Annotated in this window: 11 protein-coding genes; 6 read left to right on the forward strand and 5 right to left on the reverse strand. The window is 70.0% G+C overall.

Annotated elements, in window-relative coordinates; translation table 11 throughout:
- Positions 1-2: 2 nt before the first annotated feature.
- Positions 3-1,052, forward strand: a complete 1,050-nt coding sequence (locus AB0B82_RS11440; protein ID WP_360165278.1) for an enolase C-terminal domain-like protein — start codon at positions 3-5, stop codon at positions 1,050-1,052.
- 1 nt (position 1,053) lies between these two features.
- On the opposite strand, the gene AB0B82_RS11445 is transcribed toward AB0B82_RS11440, so the two are convergent.
- On the reverse strand, positions 1,054-2,577 hold the full coding sequence (locus AB0B82_RS11445; RefSeq protein WP_360165281.1) for a sulfatase: 1,524 nt from the start codon (positions 2,575-2,577) through the stop codon (positions 1,054-1,056).
- 85 nt (positions 2,578-2,662) lie between these two features.
- Here AB0B82_RS11445 and AB0B82_RS11450 point away from each other — a divergent pair, with 85 nt between their 5' ends.
- The 3 genes from AB0B82_RS11450 to AB0B82_RS11460 are packed head-to-tail and all read left to right on the forward strand — an operon-like array spanning position 2,663 to position 6,838.
- Complete coding sequence (locus AB0B82_RS11450; RefSeq protein ID WP_360165283.1) at positions 2,663-3,658, forward strand: acetylxylan esterase; 996 nt, start codon at positions 2,663-2,665, stop codon at positions 3,656-3,658.
- A gap of 58 nt (positions 3,659-3,716) precedes the next feature.
- Positions 3,717-4,472, forward strand: a complete 756-nt coding sequence (locus AB0B82_RS11455; protein ID WP_360165286.1) for a beta-phosphoglucomutase family hydrolase — start codon at positions 3,717-3,719, stop codon at positions 4,470-4,472.
- Entirely contained in the window at positions 4,469-6,838 is a 2,370-nt protein-coding gene (locus AB0B82_RS11460; RefSeq protein ID WP_360165289.1) for a glycoside hydrolase family 65 protein, read from the forward strand. The genes AB0B82_RS11455 and AB0B82_RS11460 overlap by 4 nt, the downstream gene beginning before the upstream one ends.
- Before the next feature lie 26 nt (positions 6,839-6,864).
- Here AB0B82_RS11460 and AB0B82_RS11465 read toward each other — a convergent pair whose 3' ends face one another.
- Positions 6,865-7,665, reverse strand: a complete 801-nt coding sequence (locus AB0B82_RS11465; RefSeq protein WP_360165292.1) for a hypothetical protein — start codon at positions 7,663-7,665, stop codon at positions 6,865-6,867.
- 150 nt (positions 7,666-7,815) lie between these two features.
- Here AB0B82_RS11465 and AB0B82_RS11470 point away from each other — a divergent pair, with 150 nt between their 5' ends.
- Positions 7,816-8,919 carry a crosslink repair DNA glycosylase YcaQ family protein gene (locus AB0B82_RS11470; RefSeq protein ID WP_360165295.1) on the forward strand — a complete coding sequence of 368 codons (1,104 nt, stop codon included), beginning with the start codon at positions 7,816-7,818 and terminating at the stop codon, positions 8,917-8,919.
- A 30-nt stretch (positions 8,920-8,949) separates the two neighbouring features.
- Here AB0B82_RS11470 and AB0B82_RS11475 read toward each other — a convergent pair whose 3' ends face one another.
- On the reverse strand, positions 8,950-9,147 hold the full coding sequence (locus tag AB0B82_RS11475; RefSeq protein WP_360165298.1) for a DUF1918 domain-containing protein: 198 nt from the start codon (positions 9,145-9,147) through the stop codon (positions 8,950-8,952).
- A 187-nt stretch (positions 9,148-9,334) separates the two neighbouring features.
- On the opposite strand from AB0B82_RS11475, the gene yicI reads away from it, so the two are divergent.
- A complete protein-coding gene (yicI, locus tag AB0B82_RS11480; RefSeq protein ID WP_360165301.1) occupies positions 9,335-11,578 on the forward strand; it encodes an alpha-xylosidase in 2,244 nt (747 codons plus the stop codon).
- Here the strand turns inward: yicI and AB0B82_RS11485 are convergent.
- Together AB0B82_RS11485 and AB0B82_RS11490 are read right to left on the reverse strand one after the other, a co-directional pair.
- A complete protein-coding gene (locus AB0B82_RS11485) occupies positions 11,527-14,307 on the reverse strand; it encodes a glycoside hydrolase family 3 C-terminal domain-containing protein (protein WP_360165304.1) in 2,781 nt (926 codons plus the stop codon). The genes yicI and AB0B82_RS11485 overlap by 52 nt on opposite strands.
- 119 nt (positions 14,308-14,426) lie before the next feature.
- Positions 14,427-15,617 (reverse strand): ROK family transcriptional regulator, encoded by a 1,191-nt coding sequence (locus AB0B82_RS11490; RefSeq protein ID WP_360165307.1) that lies wholly within the window; start codon positions 15,615-15,617, stop codon positions 14,427-14,429.
- Positions 15,618-15,712: the final 95 nt, after the last annotated feature.

Raw genomic sequence — 15,712 nt, forward strand, 5'->3', positions numbered from 1 at the left:
CGATGACCCTCGCCAGGCATGTCATCAGCTCTGTCACCACCCAACAGATCCGCTACGACTACCTGCGGACGATCGGCCGGAACTCGTTCCTCGGCAGCCACGGCAACGGCGGCATCGACACGGTGTACGTCGTTGAGACCGACCGCGGCGCGCGCGGTTGGGGCCTCGCGCTGTCCGACGGAAATCCCGGTCAACTCGTCGGCCGCAAGGTCGAGGAACTGATCGACCCCGAGCGCGGCATCATCGACCCGGCTACCGAGTTCCTCGACTACCCGCTGCACGATCTGGCGGCGCGGATCCTCGACGTCCCGGTGTACGCGATGCTCGGCGGTGCCGGCTCGCCGAAGGTGCGCGCCTACAGCGGCGCGATCTACTTCGATGACGTCGACGGCGGCCTGGACGCGATCCGCGCGAACCTGGCCCAGGACCACGCGTTCGGGTTCCGCGACTTCAAGCTGAAGATCGGCCGCGGCCACCGCTGGATGGGCGCGCAGGAGGGCCTGCGGCGCGACATCGAGGTCACCCGGCTGACCCGCGAGCTGTACCCGGACGCGGGGATCCTTGTCGACGGCAACGACGGCTTCAGCGTGAACGGCGTGGTCGAGTACCTGGACGCCGTCGCGGACTGTGACCTGTACTGGATCGAGGAGATGTTCTCCGAGCGCCGCCCGGACCTGGAGGCGCTCCGCGACCACCTGGAAACCCTGGCGAACCGCCCGAAGGTGGCCGACGGTGAGTACGACCCGAACGTCGGCCACGTGCTCCAACTCGCCCGCGACGGCCTGATCGACGTGGCCCTGATGGACGTCATCGGCCACGGCCTCACCGCCTGGCGCCGGACCATGCCCGAACTGGCCGCCGAGGCCTCACCGCACGCGTGGGGCCAGCCGCTCAAGACCTTGTACGCCGCGCACCTCGCGGCCGGCCTGGGTAAAACCCCGATCGTCGAAGGCGTGCCCGGCCCCGGCTACTACCCGCTCGAGGACGGCCACATCATCCTGTCCGATCGCCCCGGCTTCGGCCTCGAACTCGAGGACCTGCCGCGCGCCTGACTCAGGCGTCGTCGCGGGTCAGGCGTTTCGTGTACTCCGCGACCTGCCGCAACGACTCCTCGTCGGCCCACGACCACTGCGGTGCCGGGGTCGACGGGCCGTCGTACGGCAGGTCCGCGTAGTGCGCCTGCAGCTCGGCCAGCTGCGCGGTTAGCGCCGCGCGGGTCTCGGCGTACGCCGGGTCGTCGGCCACGTTGACGAGCTCCTCGGGATCCTTGCGCAGGTCGTACAGCTCCCACTCGGACTCGAACAGCCGGTCCGACGACCCCGGTACGCCGAGGCCGGCGCCGTAGTAATGGATGAGCTTGTAGTCCTTGGTGCGGATGCCGTAGTGCGCCGGAGCGTGGTGGATCGGGTCGTCGTGCTCCCAGTACCGGTAGTAGATCGCCGTCGGCCAGTCCGGCACGTCCTCACCACGCAGGACCGGCAGGAAGCTGCGGCCCTGGGACGTCGGCAGCACCGTCGACGCGTCCAGCCCGGCCATGTCCAGGAAGGTCGCGGCGAAGTCCACGTTGGTCACCATCGCGTCGCAGGTGCCGCCGGCCGGGATCACCGACGGCCAGCGGATCAGCATCGGCATCTGCAGCGACTCGTCGAACATCAGCCGCTTGTCGAACCAGCCGTGGTCGCCGAGGAAGAAGCCCTGGTCGGAGGTGTAGACGACGATCGTGTCGTCGCCGATCCCTTCCTCGTCGATGGCGTCGAGCAGCCGCCCGACGTTGTCGTCGATCGACTGCACGGTCTGCAGATAGTCCCGTAGGTACCGCTGGTACTTCCAGCGCATCCGCTCCACGCGGTTCTGCGGACCGCGGAGCTCCTCCGGAAGCTCCTCGCCGAGCTCGTCGGCGCCCAGGTCGTCCGCGACGGACATCCGGACGCCGCGGACCGCCTGGCTCCGGGTGCTGTGGTCGTCGAACAGCGTGCTGGGCTCCGGGATCGAACCGACCGGGTAGAGGTGTTTGTGCTTCTCGTCCGGCACCCACGGGCGGTGCGGCGCCTTGTGATGCACCAGCAGCAGGAACGGCCGGTCCCCGTCGCGCTGCCGGATCCAGTCGATGCTCTGGTCGGTGACGATGTCGGTCGCGTACCCGGACACCCGCTCCGGGCCGTCCGGGCCGAGCATCAGCGGGTCGACGTACTCGCCCTGGCCGGGGAAGACCCGCCAGGCGTCGAAGTGCCGCGGCGCCGACTCCGGCCGCTCACCGAGGTGCCACTTGCCGAACAGCGCGGTCTGGTAGCCGGCGTCCTTCAGCACCTCCGCGAACGTCGGCACCCGGTAGTCGATCTCGGTGAAGATCGAGGCGACGCCGTTCACGTGGCTGTACGTGCCGGTGAGGATCGAGGCGCGCGACGGCGAGCAGATCGAGTTCGTGCAGTACGTCGCGTCCATCCGGACCCCGTCGCGCGCCAGCCGGTCCAGGTGCGGCGTGCTGTTCAACCGGTGGCCGCTGCGGTCGCTGTACGCCGAGATGGCGTGTGCGGCGTGGTCGTCGGACATCACGAAAACGATGTTCGGGGTCGGCATTCCTCCACCCTAGTCACCCGGCGTCCGAATCTGGACAACGGTTACCACCCGCTGGTCCGTGGGCGTAGGTTCTGCGGTTATGGCAATGTTCGACCTTTCCCTCGACAAGCTCCGCGAGTACCGGCCCGAGGTGGCCGCGCCCGCCGACCTGGTCGACTTCTGGCGCCGCTCGATCGAGAAGGCGCGCACCGACGAGTTGTCCGCCACGTTCACCGAGATCGACAACAAGCTCGCGGTGATCGACACCTACGACGTGACGTACGCCGGGTTCGGCGGCAGCCCGGTCAAGGGCTGGCTGCATGTCCCGGCCGGCGCCGACGGTCCGTTGCCGACGGTCGTCCAGTACCACGGCTACAGCGGCGGCCGCGGGCTGCCGCACGCGAACACGCTCTGGGCGCAGGCCGGGTACGCGCAGTTCGTGATGGACACCCGCGGCCAGGGCTACAGCGCGGGCGGTTTCGAGAGCACGGCGGACGACACGCCGTACGCCGGTCTCAACCACACGCCGGGGTTCATGACGCTGGGAATCACCGACCCCGAGACCTACTACTACCGCCGCGTCTACATCGACGCCGTGCGGGCTCTCGAGGCGGCGCGGGTCTCGCCGTTCGTTGATCCGGGCAAGCTGATCGTCACCGGCGGCAGCCAGGGCGGCGGCATCTCGATCGCCGCGGCCGGTCTCGCGCCGCTGGCCGGTATCGACCTGCTGGGCTGCGCTCCCGACGTACCGTTCCTGTGCCATTTCCAGCGGGCGCTGCAGATCACCGACAAAGAGCCGTACCAGGAGATCACCCGGTACCTGAAGGGTTTCCGCCAGGACGTCGACGCCGCGCTCAGCACGCTGAGCTACTTCGACGGCGTGAACCTGGGCCGGCTCGCCACGGTTCCGGCGCTGTTCTCGGTGGCGTTGATGGACGCGACCTGCCCGCCGTCGACGGTGTTCGCGGCGTACAACCACTGGGGCAGCGACGAGAAGGAGATCGAGGTCTACCAGTACAACGAGCACGAGGGCGGTCAGACGTACCAGCAGCTCGCGCAGCTGGAGTGGTTCGCGAAGGTGTTCGAGGCCGCGGGCAAGTAGTCGCCCGGTAATCGTCTCCTCCGCGGAGTGTGTGTCGCGGGCGGCTACTGTGGTGAGCATGCTGGGACTACGCGCGGGCATCCGGGCCTGCCTGTTCGATCTGGATGGCGTGCTCACCGACACCGCCGCGGTGCACGCGGCCGCGTGGAAGGAGATGTTCGACGAGTTCCTGCGCGACTATGCGGCGCAGCACGGGATCCCGTTCGTACCCTTCGACGCGCGGGCGGAGTACGACGCGTACGTCGACGGCAAGCCGCGGCCCGACGGCGTCCGGGACTTCCTCGCCGCGCGCGGCATCACGCTTCCGGACGGGACGCCCGAGGATCCGCCGTCCGCGCTGACGGTGAACGGCCTCGGCAACCGCAAGAACGAGGCGGTCCAGCGCCGGATCCGGACCGACGGCGTGGAGGTGTTCGAGGGCTCCCGGCAGTACCTGAAGGCCGCCGAGGCGGCCGGTCTGCGGCGGGCCGTGGTGTCGTCGAGCGCGAACACCCGGGAGGTGCTCGACGTCACGGGTCTGGCGCAGTATGTCGAGCTGATCGTCGACGGGGTGACGATCCGGACCGAGGGCCTGAAGGGGAAGCCGGCACCGGACACGTTCCTGGCCGCGGCCAAGGGCTTCGGTGTCGACCCGTCCGAGGCCGCCGTCTTCGAAGACGCGCTGGCAGGTGTGGCGGCCGGCCGTTCGGGGCACTTCGGGCAGGTGATCGGTGTGGACCGCGTCGGTCAGGCGGCCGAACTGAAGGCGCACGGCGCCGATGTCGTCGTGCAGGATCTGGCCGAGCTGCTGTCGGCGGAGGTGACGGGCGAATGATCGATCGAGGTCACCACCCGATCGAGCCGTGGCGGCTCCGGGAGACGCGGCTGGCGCTCGACAAGCTCGGCCAGGCGGAGTCGCTGTTCGCGCTGTCGAACGGACACATCGGCCTGCGCGGCAACCTCGACGAAGGCGAGCCGTACGCGATCCCCGGTACGTACCTGAACTCGTTCTACGAGCAGCGTCCGCTGCCGTACGCCGAGGCCGGCTACGGCTACCCGGAGTCCGGGCAGACGCTCGTCGACGTCACCAACGGCAAGCTGATCCGGCTGCTGGTCGACGACTCGCCGTTCGACATCCGCTACGGCTACCTGACCAAGCACGAGCGCTCGCTGGACTTCCGGACCGGCATCCTCGAGCGGGACGTGGACTGGACGTCACCGGGCGGCAAGCGGATCAGGGTCCGCAGCCGGCGGCTGGTGTCGCTGACCCAGCGGGCGGTGGCGGCGATCGAGTATGTCGTCGAGGCCGTCGACCAGCCGGCCCGCTTCGTCGTGCAGTCCGAGCTCGTCGCGAACGAGGCCCAGCCGAAGCTCTCCGAGGACCCGCGCGTCGCGGCCGTCCTGGAGAACCCATTGCGGGCGGTCAGCCACGACGGCGGCGAACACGGGACGGTCCTGCTGCACCGCACGACGCGGAGCCAGTTGCTGATGGCCGCCGCGATGTCGCACGAGGTGGAGACCTCGGTCCGGTACGCGATGGACCAGGACGTCCGCGACGACTGGGCGCGGACCACGGTGATCTGCCAGCTGCAGCCGGGGGAGAGCCTGCGGGTGGTGAAGTATCTGGCCTACGGGTGGTCGAGTCTGCGCTCGGAGACCGCGATCCGCGACCAGGTTGCGGCCGCGCTCGCGAGCGCCCGGTTCTCCGGGTGGGACGGGCTGACCAAGCAGCAGGCCGAGTTCCTCGACGACTTCTGGGACGGCGCCGACGTCGAGGTGCACGGTCATCCGGAGCTGCAGCAGGCGGTCCGGTTCGCGTTGTTCCACATCCTGCAGGCGGGTGCCCGCGCCGAGCGCCGCGCGATCCCGTCGAAGGGCCTGACCGGCGCCGGGTACGACGGGCACACGTTCTGGGACACCGAGGGCTTCGTGCTGCCGGTGCTGACATACACGATGCCGGGCGCTGCCGCGGACGCGTTGCGCTGGCGGCATTCGACGCTCGAGCTGGCCAAGCAACGCGCTGCGGAGCTCGGCTTCCGCGGCGCGGCCTTCCCCTGGCGGACCATCCGTGGTCAGGAGTGTTCCGGGTACTGGCCGGCTGGTACGGCGGCGTTCCACATCAACGCGGACATCGCCGAGGCCGTGATGCGCTACTACCGCGCGACCGCCGACGACGACTTCCTCGACGAGGTCGGTCTCGAGCTGCTGGTCGAAACCGCGCGGCTGTGGATGTCACTCGGCCACCACGACCGGCAGGGCCGCTGGCATCTGCCCGGCGTCACCGGCCCGGACGAGTACAGCGCCGTTGCCGACGACAACGTTTTCACCAACCTGATGGCGGCCCGCAACCTGAAGTACGCCGCCGAGGTCGCCGCGCAGCTTCCGGTCCGAGCACGCGAGCTGGGCGTCGGCAGCGAGGAAGAGGCGAGCTGGCGGGACGCGGCCGCTGCCGTGTACATCCCGTACGACGAGGAGCTCGGCGTCCACCCGCAGGCCGAGGGCTTCACCGGGTACGCCGTCTGGGACTTCGAGGCGTACCGCGACAGGTACCCGCTGATGCTGCATGCGCCGTACTTCCAGCTGTATCGCACGCAGGTGGTGAAGCAGGCCGATCTGATGCTGGCGACGTATTGGTGCGGTGCTGCGTTCACGGGCGAAGAGAAGGCGCGGAACTTCGATTACTACGAGCGGCTGACGGTGCGGGACTCGTCGCTGTCGGCGTGCGTGCAGGCCGTGATGGCGGCCGAGGTCGGGCACCTGGACCTGGCCTACGACTATGCCTACGAGGCCGCCCTGATCGACATGCGCAACCTGCACCACAACACCCGGGACGGCCTGCACATGGCGTCGCTCGGCGGTGCCTGGAGCGCCTTCGTGGCCGGCTTCGGCGGGTTGCGGGAGACGGACGGCTGCTTGTCGTTCGATCCGGCGTTGCCGGCCGGGCTGGCCGGACTGACCTTCTCGGTGCGTTGGCGCAACGTCCGGCTCCGGGTCGAGATCGACCCGCAGTCGGTGAAGTACTCGGTGCACGACGGGCCGGACGCCGCGATCACCTTGCGGCACGCGGGCGAGAACATCACGGTCCGCGCGGACCGGCCCGTGGTCCGCACCCTGGAGAAGCGCCGTCCCCTGCTGCCGCGGCCACCGCAGCCGCCGGGCCGCGAACCACGCCCGGCGATGGCCATCAACCTCGAGAGCTGAGCACCGGACCCGGATCCGATCCTGGATCAGGGGAGGGTGGTGATGGTGTAGAGCCGGCTGTTCGGTGCCAGGCGGGGGGCGCGGTCGAGTTCGCGGAGGACTGTGGCGCCGAGTCGCTCGGCCGCCTGGGCGTCGCCACGGAGCAGTTGCCGGTAGCCGTTGCGGCACGGGGTCCCGACGCGCAGCGCCCCGGCGTACAGCTCGATGTCCGGCAGTCCGGCGTTGGCCTTGAGCACGTCCAGCATGCCCTTCGCACAGCGGATCAGCGTGGGCTGGGTGCGGGCGACGCTGTTGGTCTGGAGCAGCTGGTCGGCGAGCGCCTTGGTGACGAGGTACTCCGCGCTCGACTGCCGATCCTGCAGATAGCGGACGGTCGCGATCTCGTCGGCGCTGTCGGTGAGCGCGCAGAGCGCCCACTGCGGCGGCAGCGCGACCACCTGCGACCCGGGAACGTACGGCGGGAGGTCCTCGATCTTCGTGCCGCTGTTGTTCAGCGCGATCAGCGCGGCCCGCGACGCCGCGTCCTTCGGGTTCGCGTGCGGCGCGGCGATCAGGCGGGTCGTGAAGCGCGCGTCCGGGAGGACCACGACCGTCAGGCTGCCGGTGTTCTTCAGCAGCAACGAGCTCCGGCTCGGATCGGTGCTGAGGGTCAGCTGCACGCCGTCGGCCTCGGCCTCGGGCGGCAGTTCCACCGTCGATTTCGCACAGTCGGTCGCGGCCTTCAGCGCCGGCTGCGGTGTCAGGATCGGCGTCGGCACCCCGGTGGACGGTGGGTCCACGGCCTCGGGTTCCGAGCATCCGGTGACGACCGAAAAGGTCAGTAACATCACCAATAATGCTGCACAGGGCCTGAGTGCCCGACCACGTACTGCCATGATTCTCCCCCTGAATCCCCCGAGCTCCAGGTCCCCACCCGCTCGGTCACTCACCGAATCTGCTTCCACCATACTGTCCGTGCGGGAGCATAGATTCGGATCGTGACCGTTCTTGAACTTTCCCAGCGGGACGCCCGCCGGCTCGCGGTGCGTGCTCAGCTGCTGACGAAGGAGCGTCCGGCCGACCTGTTCGAGGTCGTCCGCGGGCTGACCGCGGTCCAGCTCGACCAGACCGCGTACGTCGCGCCGAATGCGGATCTGGTCGCCTGGAGCCGGCTCGGCTCGGCGTACGACCCGGCCGAGCTGGCCGACGCGCTCGCGTCGCTGGAGCTGCTGGACTTCCGCGGGTTCGCGCGGTTGCCGGAGACGCTCAAACTGTTCCGCGCGGAGATGGCGGCCTGGCCGAGTGACGGTGAGCCGCTCGACTACCAGCAGTACCGTGCCGACTGGGTGCGGGCGAACGAGGGCTGCCGCGTCGACATCCTGGAGCGGCTGCGGCAGGACGGCCCGCTCCGGATGCGCGACCTGCCGGACACCTGTGTGCGGCCGTGGAAGTCGAGCGGCTGGACGAACAATCGCAACGTGTCGCAGCTGCTGGAGTTCATGGTGCAGCGCGGCGAGGTGGCGATCGCGGGCCGCGACGGCCGGGACCGGCTGTTCGATCTCGCCTCCCGGGTGTATCCGGACGATCCGCCGGTGCCGCTCGACGAAGCGAAACGGCTGCGGGACGCGCAGCGGCTGCGCTCGATGGGCGTGCTGCGCTCGAAAGGCCCGGCCTGCCCGGGGGAGCCGCTCGATGCCGGCGAGGCGGGGGAGCGGGCAGTGATCGAGGGGGTCCGCGGCGAGTGGCGCGTCGACCCGGAGCTGCTCGACCAGCCGTTCAGCGGCCGGACGGCGATCCTGTCACCGCTGGACCGGCTGGTGTACGACCGGAAACGGCTGCTGGAGATCTTCGACTTCGACTACCAGCTGGAGATGTACAAGCCGGCCGCGAAACGGCGCTGGGGGTACTTCGCGCTGCCGATCCTGCACAACGACCGCCTGGTCGGGAAGCTCGACGCGATGTCCGACCGCAAGGCCGGCGTCTTCCGGGTCACCGCGATCCACGAGGACGAGCCGTTCGCCAAGACGCTCGCGGCGGCGGTGCAGCGGGAGATCCGCGATCTCGCGCGCTGGCTGCGCCTGGAGCTGGTCCTCCCGTCGTAACACCGCCGCCGCGGTTCGAGGCCGGCCCGGCTACTTGGTCTGCTCGACGTGCACGATGTGCGCGTCGGGGCCGGGGAAGAACAGCGTCTCGGAGTCGGTGTCGCTCCAGTGCACGCGGTACGGCGGTGCGCCGCTGGGATCATGCACCTCGACGATCCGCCCCTCGCGCCGGTGCGCCATCAGGTGGCTGCTCTCCACCACGACCTGGTCGCCTGCTGCAGCTCTCATCGCATCCACCTCCTTCAACGGGTACAGCTCCAGTGTGCCGTGCCGATACGTCCAGCTTGAGCCAGCGCGCGGCGGTTGTCGATGGCCGATGCGGACGGTCCGACACGGGATCAACTTGACGCTGTGAAGTCGCCCTCCCTAGGTTTGTCGAAGCGCTTCGACAATTCGCTCAGAGAGGCTGTCCACGATGAAGTTCACCGACGGGTACTGGCAGCTTCGCGCGGGTCTCAGCCGGCTGCGACCGGCCGAGGTCGAGAGCGTGCAGGCGGGCGAGCGCGAGCTGACCGTGTTCGCGCCGGCCCAGCGGATCGAGCGGCGCGGCGACACCCTCAACCAGCCGCTGTTCACCGTGACGTTCAGCTCGCCGGCGCGCGGTGTGATCGGCGTGCGGATCGGTCACCACCTCGGCGGCCTGCCCGCGCGGCCGGCGTACCGGCTGACCACCGACGACGCGCATCCGGTGAAGATCGAGGTCGGCGCCGCCGAGGCCCGGCTGACGTCGGGCGAGCTGACCGTGGTGATCGCGCTCGAGGGACCGTGGAACGTGCGGTTCGAGCAGGACGGCCGGGAGTTGACGAACTCGGGCCCGCGCAGCGTCGGGCTGATCACCGACGCCGACGGCACGTCGTACGTGCACGAGCAACTGGCGCTCGGGGTCGGCGAGACGATCTACGGACTCGGGGAGCGGTTCGGGGCGTTCGTGAAGAACGGACAGGTCGTCGACAGCTGGAACGCCGACGGCGGGACGTCGAGCGAGCAGGCGTACAAGAACGTCCCGTTCTACCTGAGCAGCAAGGGGTACGGCGTGTTCGTCGACAACCCGGCGCACGTGTCGTTCGAGGTCGGCTCGGAGGTCACGTCCCGCAACCAGTTCAGCGTCGAAGGGCAGGAGCTGGCGTACTACGTCTTCGGCGGTCCGGCACCCAAGGACGTACTGCGTCGCTACACCGCGCTGACCGGACGGCCGGCGCGCGTACCGGCGTGGTCGATGGGACTGTGGCTGTCCACGTCGTTCACCACCGACTACACCGAGGAGACGACGAGCGCGTTCGTCGACGGGATGGCCGAACGGGAACTGCCGCTCAGCGTCTTCCACTTCGACTGCTTCTGGATGCGGCAGTTCCACTGGTGCGACTTCGTCTGGGACCCGGTGGCGTTCCCGGACCCGGCCGGCATGGTGCGCCGGCTGAAGGAGCGCGGGCTGCGCGTCAGCCTGTGGATCAACCCGTACATCGCGCAGCGTTCGGTGCTGTTCGAGGAGGGCCGGCGGCTCGGGCACCTGCTGAAGCGCCCGGACGGATCGGTCTGGCAGTGGGACCTGTGGCAGGCCGGGATGGCGATCGTGGACTTCACCAACCCGGACGCGACCGCCTGGTTCCGCTCGAAGCTACAGGCGCTGCTCGACATCGGCGTCGACTGCTTCAAGACCGACTTCGGCGAACGCATCCCGACCGATGTGGTCTGGTCGGACGGGTCCGACCCGCAGCGGATGCACAACTACTACGCGCAGCTCTACAACGCCGCCGTGTTCGATCTGCTCGAGGAGAACCGAGGGACCGGCGAGGCCGTGCTGTTCGCGCGCTCCGCGACAGCCGGCGGCCAGCAGTTCCCGGTGCACTGGGGCGGCGACTGCGAGTCGACGTTCGAGGCGATGGCGGAATCGCTGCGCGGCGGGCTGTCCTTGGCCTCGTCCGGCTTCGGTTACTGGAGTCACGACATCGGTGGCTTCGAAGGCACGCCGGATCCGGCGATCTTCAAGCGCTGGGTCGCGTTCGGGCTGCTCTCGTCGCACTCGCGGCTGCACGGCTCGTCGTCGTACCGGGTGCCGTGGGCCTTCGACGAGGAAGCGGTCGACGTACTGCGGAAGTTCACCAAGCTGAAGCTGTCGCTGATGCCGTACCTGATGGCGGCCGCCGACGAGGCGCATCGCGCCGGGGTGCCGATGATGCGGCCGATGCTGCTGGAGTTCCCGGACGATCCCGCGGTGGCGTATCTGGACCGCCAGTACCTGCTCGGCCCGGATCTGCTCGTCGCGCCGGTGCTGAGCCTCGACGGCGCGGTCTCGTTCTACCTCCCGCGCGGACGGTGGACGTCGCTGTTGACCGGTGAGGTGCTGAGCGGCCCGGCGTGGGTGCAGCAGACGCACGGATTCGACAGTGTGCCGCTGTTCGTGCGCGAGGGGGCGGTGCTCCCGATCGGCGCGGTCGGCGACCGGCCGGAGTACGACTGGGCGGACGGCGTCGAGCTGCGCTGGTACGAGCCATCGGACGGGCAGGTGGCGAGAGTGACCGTGCCGTCCCCGAACGGCGAGGTCGTCTTCGAGTTGGCGTACCGCGGTGGAGAGGTCGAGTCGCGCGTTCTCGAAGGCACCTGCGAGCGCTACACCGTCAAGCTTTCCAGCACGACGCCGGCCGCGGAGAACACCGCGTAGAGCGTGTGAACGCCGGCCTGCGCGGCGAGCTCACCCTTGACCGGGACGAGCTCGCCGCCCGGTGACACCGGGATGCTGCTCACCAGGTCGCCGTGCAGCGGGTCGTCCAGACGGAGCTCAATGGTGGCCGGGCTGTCACCACGGTTCGCGACCCACGCTGTGTACGACGTTCGCTCGATCGCCGTGTCGTCAAAGGCCAGCCATGCCTGAGGTTCGAGCGCGATCACCCCGTCGCCACGCTCGCGGGTTGCCGTCGTCAACGTGGTGGCGCACTGATCGTCGAAGCTCGTCGCGGCAAGCCGGGTCAGGGAACGCGGCGGAATCTGCTCACCGTGCACGTCGAGCGTCGCGGTCAGGCGCAGGTCCGTGCAGGAGCGGCCGACCATGACGCCGTGCCGGGCGGTCTCGACGCACCGCCGGTCCCGCGTCACGTCCCAGAAGCCGAAGTCGGACGCGGCGATCGTCAGTTCGACCTCGGTGCTCTCGCCCGGCGCGAGTGTCACGCGCCGGAAGCCGCGCAGTTGCCGCAACGGCTGCTTGACCCGCGACCGCAATTGACGCGTGTACAGCTGAACAACCTCGGTCCCGGTCCGGTCGCCGGTGTTCGTCAGCGTGAACGTGACCCGTACGTCGTCGGTGGCCGAGACCGAGGCGGTGTCCAGCCGCAGGTCGCCGTACGAGAAGGTTGTGTAGCTGAGGCCGTGGCCGAACGGGTAGAGCGGAGTGCCGCGGAAGTACAGGTACGTCGCGTCCGTCCCGATGATGTCGTAGTCGAACAGTTCGGGGAGGTCCGCGGCCGACTGGTACCAGGTCTGGGTGAGCCTTCCGACCGGGTCGTGGTCGCCGAAGAGGATGTCGGCGAGCGCGCGCCCGTACTCCTGCCCGCCGTGCGCGGACCACAGGATCGCGGGCAGGTGCTGCTGGGCCCAACCGATCGCATACGGGTAGCTGCTGCTCAGGACGAGCACCGTCCGCGGGTTCGCCGCGTGCACCTCGCGGATCAGCCGATCCTGCGCCGGCGGTAGCGCCAGTGTCTCCCGGTCCTCGGTCTCGCGGCCGTTCACCAGCGGATGGTTGCCTGCGACAACGACAACGGCGTCGGCCCGGGCGGCGAGCTCCGCGGCCGCTGCCGCGCCGTCGACCACGACGTCGAGCTCGAACGCCGTGCCCTGATCGCCCAGGCTCACTTCGCCCGTCGGAGCAACCTGGAGATGCCGGCCGCTGTGCAGATGCTGGATCAGGACCCCGTCCGCGGACGCGACCAGGCGGAACGTCTGCTTGACCTCCCAGCCGTTCGGTCCCGGCTGGTCGGCCACCAGTTCACCGTCGTCGGTGGCGGTCAGATGCTGACCGTTCCGCACCGAGCGCAGGGCCCACGCGTCGCCGCCCCAGTCGAACAGGTCGAACTCACCGGGGTCCGTGCTGGTCCGCAGTACGGCGTCGCCACCGACCGCGAGGTACGACGCCGTACCGGCGACTCGCAGTGTGATGCGATCGACGCCCTCGCAGTACTCGACCCGGTCGTTGCCCAGTCGTTCGGCGAGGCCGTCGCGCGCGGTGACCTGGTATGGCAGCGTGCCGGCGTACCAGTCCTCCGACAGCGTGCCCGCCAGCGGGCCGACCACGGCGACGCGCACACCCGGGTCGAGCGGCAGGAGCTGGTCCTCGTGTTTGAGCAGCACGATCGCCTGGCGGGCCGCGTCGTGGGCGAGCTCGCGGTGTGCCGGGCAGTTGACCAGCTCGGGTTCGAGCGCGCGGTACGGGTCGAGCTCGGGCGGGTCGAATTCGCCCAGCCGCAAGCGGATCGCCAGCACCCGCCGTACCGCCGTGTCGATGTCCGCCGGCGTGAGGAGACCGCGGTCGAGCGCCGCGCGCAACCGCTCGACGCTCGGCTCGGCGTTCGCACCGTCCTGGGTGAAACTGTCGACACCGGCCTTGAGGGCGGCGGCGTATGCGGACGGCTCGTCGGGCAGGAACTGCTGCAGACCGGACAGATTGGCCGGTGCGTACGCGTCGCTGACCACCAGGAGGTCGTCGGTCGTCCAGGTCCTGAGCGTGTCGTTGATGAGCGGGGTGAGGTGCGCGGGCCGTCCGTTCACCAGGTTGTACGACGGCATCACGGCGACCGCGGCGCCCGCCTCGATCGGTGCGCGGAAGGCCGGGAGCTCGTAGTCGTGCAGGACCCGCGGCGGCAGGTTGCTGGACGTCGTGCAGCGGTCGGTCTCGTTGTTGTAGGCAAGGAAGTGCTTCAGGGTCGGAGCGGTCTTCAGGTACGTCGGGTGGTCGCCGGCCAGACCACCGCCGTACGCGCCCGCGATCACGCCGGTCAGCCACGGATCCTCGGCGTACCCCTCCTCGTTGCGGCCCCACCGCGGGTCGCGCAGCGGGTTGACCACCGGCGCCCAGACGTTGAGGCCGACGCCCGCCGGGTCCTTGCGGTGGAACACCCGCACCTCGTCGCCGACGGCCGAGCCGACCGCGCGGACCAGCTCGGGGTGCCAGCTGGTGGCCAGGCCGATCGCCTGCGGGAACACGGTCGCGGGGCCGTGCCACGCCACGCCGTGCAGCGCTTCGGTGCCGGTCCGGAACGCCGCCACATCGAGCCGTGCGACCGGCGGCTGGTACTGGTGCAGGAACGCGAGCTTCTCGTCCGGGGTCATTCGGGCGAGCAGGTCGCCGATACGCTCACCGGCCGGCCGGGCGGGATCGCGGAACGCGGGGGAGGTCATCGGTGATCGACTCCAGGGGCTGGTGTCGAAGCGCTTCGACAGTAGGGCGTGAACAGAGGGTTGCATCCCGCACGCCCAGGGTCAAGACCTCGGGCGCGCGGGACAGGAAGCGTTTGCCGTCAGCGAGCCGGCAGCCGACCGCTGGTCAGCGGGGTGAGGGCGTGCGCGGCGGCGCCCAGGGGAGTGGCGGTGTGCGGGAAAGTGCCGGCTGCGACGCTGCAGCCGCCCGCATCCGGGGCGATGGTGGCATCGCGGAGCGCCCGCTCGACCGCGGGCAGCAGATGCTCGGCCAGCAGCGCGTAGGCGCCGCCGAGCAGGACGATCTCCGGGTTGAGGATGTTGACCAGCGCCGCGATGCCGTGGCCGAGATGTGTCCCGGCCTCGCCGAGCACCTTCGTCACCGCGGCGTCGTGGGCGGCGGCGCGCCGGATCAGTGTGTCGAGCTGGTGCTGCGGATCGTCCTCGACCGCGCCGTCGACGCGTTCCAGAATCGCCGGCAGGCTGGCGAGCGCTTCGAGGCAGCCGCGCCGTCCGCAACCGCACGCGGGACCGTCCGGCACCAGGCGCAGGTGGCCGATCTCGCCGACGTACCCGAGATGTCCCATGAGGCGGCGCCCGTCCACGACGACACCTGCGCCGACGCCGGTGTCACCGGAGATCTGGATCAGGTTGGGCGTCGCGGCGTACGGGCCGTAGAGCTGCTCGGCGACCACGCCCAGCGACGCGTCGTTGTCGACCGTGACCGGGATGCCCGGCCGCCCGACGGCCTTCTCGAGGTCGGCCCGCAGCGGTACGTCGCTCCAGCCGAGGCCGGCCGCGCGGACGACGGTGCCGTCGCGATCGACCAGCCCGGGGACCCCGACCGCGATGCCGAGCACCTGCCGTCCGGACGACTCGACGGTGGAGATCGCGCGGCGGGCGAGCGCGGCCAGTGCGGCGGTCGTCTTCGCGGGGCCCGCATCGATCCCTGGGCCGGCCCGGTGCCAGCGCAGCACCTGCTCGCCGGCCGTGTCGCAGGCCAGTGCGGTCAGGCCGCGGGCACTCACCTCGAGCCCGATCGTCGCGTACGCCGAGCCGTCGAGGACGAGCAGTGTCGCCGGCCGGCCGACGTGGTTCTGGGTCTGTTGCGTCTCGCGGACCAGGCGGCGCTCGAGCAACTCGCCGACGATGCTCGTGACGGTGGCCTTGTTCAGCCCGGTGCCGGTCGCGATCGCGGCCCGCGAGCACGGGGCCGCGCGGCGCAGGTGACCCAGCACCGCCGCCAGGTTGGTGGCGCGGATGTCGGTGTGGTCCGCGGTCTGTCTGCTCAAGGTCGTCCCCGTCGGAAGAAGCTGCTGGGTCAGTTCTACACCTTGCCGGGCTGTCGGCACCTGCGTTAATTTGTTTGGATACTAGCCCAACTAAG

Source organism: Kribbella sp. NPDC048915 (genome assembly GCF_040649595.1).
Taxonomy (GTDB): domain Bacteria; phylum Actinomycetota; class Actinomycetes; order Propionibacteriales; family Kribbellaceae; genus Kribbella.